Source organism: Microcoleus sp., assembly GCF_049646505.1.
GTDB lineage: Bacteria > Cyanobacteriota > Cyanobacteriia > Cyanobacteriales > Microcoleaceae > Microcoleus.
This window is the reverse complement of the sequence record NZ_JBARVX010000434.1, coordinates 1-5,593: the sequence shown is the minus strand read 5'-3', so window position 1 is coordinate 5,593 and position 5,593 is coordinate 1. Positions and strand designations below refer to the sequence as shown.

Below are 5,593 nucleotides of genomic sequence, written 5' to 3'. Positions count from 1 at the left end.
CTAATGACCAATGACTGATGACTACTAACTACTAACTACTAACTTATCTTATATGCCAGCAAATTATCCCAGAGAATTGGTCGGTTACGGGCAAAATCCTCCCAATCCTCAATGGCCCGATCGATCGCGCATAGCGGTACAATTTGTGATCAACTACGAAGAAGGTGGAGAAACCTGCATCCTGCACGGTGACGGTTCTTCGGAAACATTTCTGTCAGAAATTGTCGGGGCAGTTCCCCTCTCGGGACTGCGGCACATGAATATGGAATCCTGCTACGAATACGGCAGTCGGGCGGGTCTGTGGCGGCTGCACCGGATGTTTACTTCTCGGAAGATACCGGTGACTGTTTACGGGGTGGCGATGGCCTTAGAAAGGCATCCCGAAGCGGTTGCCGCGATGTTGGAGGCGGACTGGGAAATTGCCAGCCACGGCTACCGCTGGATTGATTATAAGTATTTTGGGGAAGATGCGGAACGGGAGCATTTGCAAAGGGCGATCGCCATTCACACGCAAGTTACCGGCAGCCGTCCCCTCGGCTGGTATACCGGGCGCACGAGTCCTCACACTCGCAAGCTAGTAGTGGAGGAAGGCGGTTTTCTCTACGATGCGGACAGCTACGCGGATGACCTGCCTTATTGGGTGTACGAGGGCGGCAGACCGCACTTAGTAATTCCTTATACTCTGGACAATAATGATATGCGGTTTGCTACGAGTCAGGGGTTTAATTCTGGCGACCAGTTTTTTGCTTACCTGCGCGATACTTTTGATGTACTCTACGCCGAGGGCGAGACTGCACCGAAGATGATGAGTGTGGGGCTGCACTGCCGTTTGGCGGGCAGGCCGGGGCGGGCGGCGGCTTTGGCGCGTTTTTTGGATTACGTGCTGCAGCATGAGAAGGTGTGGGTGTGCCGCCGCATTGATATTGCCCGACACTGGCACGAATATCACAAACCGATACTCTCCAAGGAGGACTGAAGTCCTCACTACAAACCTGCTTTGTAAGCGGCCCACCCACCGCGATCGGAAATATCTTCCCACTGGTACTTTTCAATCAACTCCTGCGGGTACAAGAAAGCTGTCAGCACTTCTCCGTCCTCCAAAATCACATCGGATGGATACATATGTGGGGGTTCCCCGGCTGCAAGCTGTTCAAAGTCTTTGGCAGTTAGTTCGTACACTTCTCCGGGAATTGATACGCCTCCTGCCGCCACTTCGTAAATTGCAGGATGCCAGCCATTTTCTGCAGAGTGCAAGCGGTAAATCGGACGAGTTTTGGCTTCTCTAATAAACTTGGCATCTCCAAGATTGCTGTTGTCCGGCTGACCCCGAAGGGCGGAACCGCAAATGAATACTCGTTTGGCTGCAATTGTTGTTTGACTCATAAGTAGAAGGAAGAAGAACCCCCCCCTACCCCCCCCAAGGGGGGAAGGAAGAAGGAAGAAGGAAGAAGGCTATAAAGGCTGCGCCAGCGGGTAAAAAGAAGACATACACGCCAAGCTTGAGGGCGATCGGTATTTTACGTTTAATTAGGTGGATTGATTCAGATAACCCGATCGATAAAAATGTACTTTTTTCTACAGTTAAATCGCTGCGATAGCTTTATGCTGCTTACTGTGTTTGGTCTACAGCAGTTTAAGTGCTACAGCCGATCGCCTTTTGTAGGCAAAACTACATTCTTGTAAATATTTAACCAATTTTGCATACAGAATACAATACTTAGTTAAACGACCGATCGTACAAGATCGATCGCCTCATTAAATTTTTAAGAATAGGAGAATCTGAGATGACAGTTACGCTAGCACTTTCAGTCAACAGTTCGCGCCTCAACCGCAGCATTGCCCAACTCGCCGAAATCGGCAAATTGCCAGGAGGAGGAGTCAGTCGGGTAGCTTTTACCAAAGAAGATTTGCTCGCCCGCAAACTCGTTGAGTCTTGGATGGTAGAAGCAGGGATGACAGTTCGGATTGACGCGGCCGGAAATACGATCGGCAGGTACGCCGGATTGCGCGAAGGTGCTGCACTAGCCACCGGTTCTCACATTGATACCGTTCCCACAGCCGGCCATTTCGACGGAGTTTTGGGAGTTTTGGCAGGAATTGAAGTCGTGCGGGTACTGCAAGAAAATAATGTGCGCTTGGAACATCCCATCGAGACGATCGTATTTACCGACGAAGAAAGTACCGTTATCGGCTGCAAAGCGATGGCGGGCAATACAGTCAGCGACTCCGAACACTACCGCCGCATTGACGGCACTTCGATTGAAACTTGTTTAGCACAAATTGGCGGAGATTGGTCAAAAATTGCCGAAGCAAAACGCCACCCCAAAGAAATAGCAGCTTTTGTGGAACTGCACGTCGAACAAGGTGGCGTTTTGGAAAGTACGGGAGATCAAATAGGAGTAGTCCAAGGCATTGTCGGACAGTACCGCATGGGAGTGACAGTAACGGGCCGCCCCAATCATGCCGGATCTACGCCCATGCACGCCCGAAAAGATGCGCTGGTAGCCGCTTCACAAATGGTACTGGCAGTCAACAAACTGGGAGTAGAAACACCGGGAGAACAAGTAGCAACGGTAGGTTACTTAAACGTTTGGCCGAATGCTACGAATACTGTGCCCGGAAAAGTTGAGTTTAAAATCGACTTGCGCGATTTGTCTCAAACTAATTTAGAACAATTGTTAACCAAAATGAAATTGGAGTTTGAAGCAATAGCTTCTGCCACCAAAACCCAAATTGAAATGACTCAATTGCTGCACGTACAGCCGACTCTAGCAGCACCAAAAATTCAGAATGCAATTGTAGGAGTTTGTGAAGAATTAGGCTTGAGTTACACGCATTTAATCAGCAGGGCCGGACACGACGCTCAAGAAATCGGACGCTTTACCGATATGGGGATGATTTTCGTGGCTTCTCGCGGCGGTATCAGCCATGCCGAAGACGAGTATACTTCGCCCGAACAGTGTACTCAGGGGGCGAATGCGCTGCTGCAAACGTTCTTAAAGCTCGATCGAATTTACGGCTAGGGCGATCGATTTTAGATTATCGAATATTAAACCGCAGAGAGCGCAGAAAACGCAGAGGAAGAGAAGAGAGAAATGAAAATTCCGATGCCAACGGATTTGATATCAATCCTGACAAATCTAGTTTGCTAATTTGCGGCCAATTCTCATATCCTCAAAAATCTTCCTTGCCAAAATTCTAGCCAAATTCACAGGTACTGCATTGCCGACCATCTTATACCCGTCAGCAATATACTTGTACTTAAAAATAAACTCATCAGAAAAAGTCTGAACTCTCGCACACTCTCGCACAGAAAGCCGACGGTAAGGTTGAGGGGAATTGGGATCAAAAATGCGCTTATCTTTGCCAACCAAAATCATTTTACTAGCTTGAGGGTGCAGAGGTGCGTGTCTGCCGCCCGCCTGAATTGTAAACGAAGGTTCGCCCCAACTTCTAACTCGATTTCGCGACATATAAATGCTCGAAAACCCCAAATCTGCACATTCGTGATTCGCGACAGAATCGTGATAATTATCTACTTTACCCTTAACTGACATTGGGGCGATCGCCTTTAAGTCAAAAATCGCATCTTCCAGCGTCAAAACATCCGTTCCAGGTTCGGGAAACTCAAAACCAAAACCGAGATTTTCCCGATAACCGACAACAATTACCCTTTGTCTATCTTGCGGAACTCCAAAACTTTTAGCATTCAATAACTTGTAAGAAATCCGATAGCCAATTTTCTCAAACTGCGATAATATATAAGTGAAAGCATCACGATTTCTAGGCGCTAAAATACCCCTAACATTCTCAGCCAAGAAAAACAAAGGCTGCTTGTCCCGCACAATTCTGATATACTCCCAAAAAAGCTGACCCCGACTATCATCAATCCCGCGTTTCGCACCCGCCGCACTCCAACTTTGACAAGGAGGCCCGCCGATAATCCCAATACAGTGAGGAATTTCATCAGAATTAATTTTTCTGATATCTCTGCGGTCTAAAATAGTGTCAGGATGATTGAAATTATACGTATCCCAAATAGACTTATCATATTCATTCGCCCAAACCGGATTAAACCCAGCCAACCGAAAACCCAAATCCAACCCACCACAACCCGAAAACAGAGAAATAATATCCAAAGCCACCTTTTTTCACCCGCAATAAATTACAATCAATCAATTATAAACATCTCTTTCTTCTCTCCCTCTGCGCCCTCTGCGCCCTCTGCGGTTAATAAAAAAAATATAATTCACACACAAACAGAATTTATCATCCTCAATGAATGCAGAATCCATCCTCCAATCTTACCAACACTTCGGCGTACACCTCGGCCTAGAAAGAATCCAACAACTCCTCCAAAAACTAGACAACCCCCACCAAAAAGTCCCCGTTATCCACATTGCCGGTACAAATGGCAAAGGTTCAGTCTGCGCTTATCTCTCATCCGCACTCACAGCAGCAGGCTATCGAGTCGGGCGCTACACATCCCCGCACCTAATCGATTGGACAGAAAGAATTTGCATCAATCAAAAACCAATTTCTACAACAGCTTTGCAACAGTGTCTAGAACAAGTTGTCAGCGCTGCGGAAGGTAATACAGAAACTCCCACTCAATTTGAAATCATCACCGCTGCAGCTTGGCTGTATTTCGCCGAACAAAAAGCAGATATTGCCGTCATAGAAACAGGATTGGGCGGTAGATTGGACGCGACTAATGTTTGCGAAACTCCCCTTGTCAGTGTCATTACTTCTATCAGTCTCGACCACTGGCAAATCCTCGGCCCTACTGTCGCCGATATTGCTGGAGAAAAAGCCGGAATTATCAAATCAAAGTGTCCGGTAGTTGTCGGAGACTTGCCAGAATCTGCTAGAATAGTAGTAGAAAAACGCATTCAAGAATTAGACTGTCCGGCAATTTGGGTAACACCAGCGGTAGATTTAGGAGAAGGATTTGCAGAATATCAGTTAAGTCAAAATTCGGTTAAAATAAAATATCAATTGCCATTGTTGGGACAAATTCAATTAATCAATTCGGCGATCGCACTTGCAACTCTCCACACCCTCCAAAACCTAGGATGGCAAATCTCCCCCACCGCCATCGCCGACGGAATCGCCAAAACCAGATGGCCCGGAAGACTTCAGCAAACTACCTGGAAAAATCAGAAAATATTAATAGATGGAGCTCACAACCCCGCTGCTGCGATCGCCCTGCGCGAATACGTAGATAATCTTACCAGTTCCCCGTCCCCGATTAACTGGGTAATCGGCATTTTGGCGACTAAAGACTGCGATGATATTTTACAAGCTTTACTCAAAAAGGGCGATCGGCTTTACCTAGTTCCGGTACCCGATCAAAACTCATCATCCCCCGCAGAATTAGCCGCCATCGCTGAAAATATCTGCCCCGAATTAACAGTTTGTCAAGCCTTCCCCGACTTAACAACAGCCTTAGATGCTGCAGTTGCAGGCGACAATTTAACAGTCCTTTGCGGTTCCCTGTATCTCGTCGGCTACTTCCTACAACAACAATCTCAATTTTAAACTCATTATACCAATTTCATAAAGTAGCGCTAGATATTACCCCCCCAACCCC

5 protein-coding genes are annotated in these 5,593 nt (G+C 47.1%); 3 read left to right on the top strand and 2 right to left on the bottom strand.

The genetic code is table 11. The annotated features are described in order from the left end of the window. The first annotated feature begins 52 nt into the window (after positions 1–52). Positions 53–976 (top strand): allantoinase PuuE, encoded by a 924-nt coding sequence (puuE, locus tag WBA89_RS21285; protein WP_424409262.1) that lies wholly within the window; start codon positions 53–55, stop codon positions 974–976. A gap of 8 nt (positions 977–984) precedes the next feature. Here the strand turns inward: puuE and WBA89_RS21280 are convergent, their stop codons facing one another. Then, on the bottom strand, positions 985–1,383 hold the full coding sequence (locus WBA89_RS21280) for an allophanate hydrolase-related protein (RefSeq protein ID WP_424409260.1): 399 nt from the start codon (positions 1,381–1,383) through the stop codon (positions 985–987). Positions 1,384–1,784: 401 nt separating this feature from the next. Here WBA89_RS21280 and WBA89_RS21275 point away from each other — a divergent pair, with 401 nt between their 5' ends. Continuing rightward, complete coding sequence (locus tag WBA89_RS21275) at positions 1,785–3,023, top strand: Zn-dependent hydrolase (RefSeq protein WP_424409258.1); 1,239 nt, start codon at positions 1,785–1,787, stop codon at positions 3,021–3,023. 117 nt (positions 3,024–3,140) lie between these two features. Here WBA89_RS21275 and WBA89_RS21270 read toward each other — a convergent pair whose 3' ends face one another. Continuing rightward, positions 3,141–4,145 (bottom strand): DNA cytosine methyltransferase, encoded by a 1,005-nt coding sequence (locus tag WBA89_RS21270; protein ID WP_424409256.1) that lies wholly within the window; start codon positions 4,143–4,145, stop codon positions 3,141–3,143. Between the two features lie 133 nt (positions 4,146–4,278). Here WBA89_RS21270 and WBA89_RS21265 point away from each other — a divergent pair, with 133 nt between their 5' ends. Next, entirely contained in the window at positions 4,279–5,541 is a 1,263-nt protein-coding gene (locus WBA89_RS21265) for a bifunctional folylpolyglutamate synthase/dihydrofolate synthase (protein WP_424409254.1), read from the top strand. Positions 5,542–5,593 lie beyond the last annotated feature (52 nt).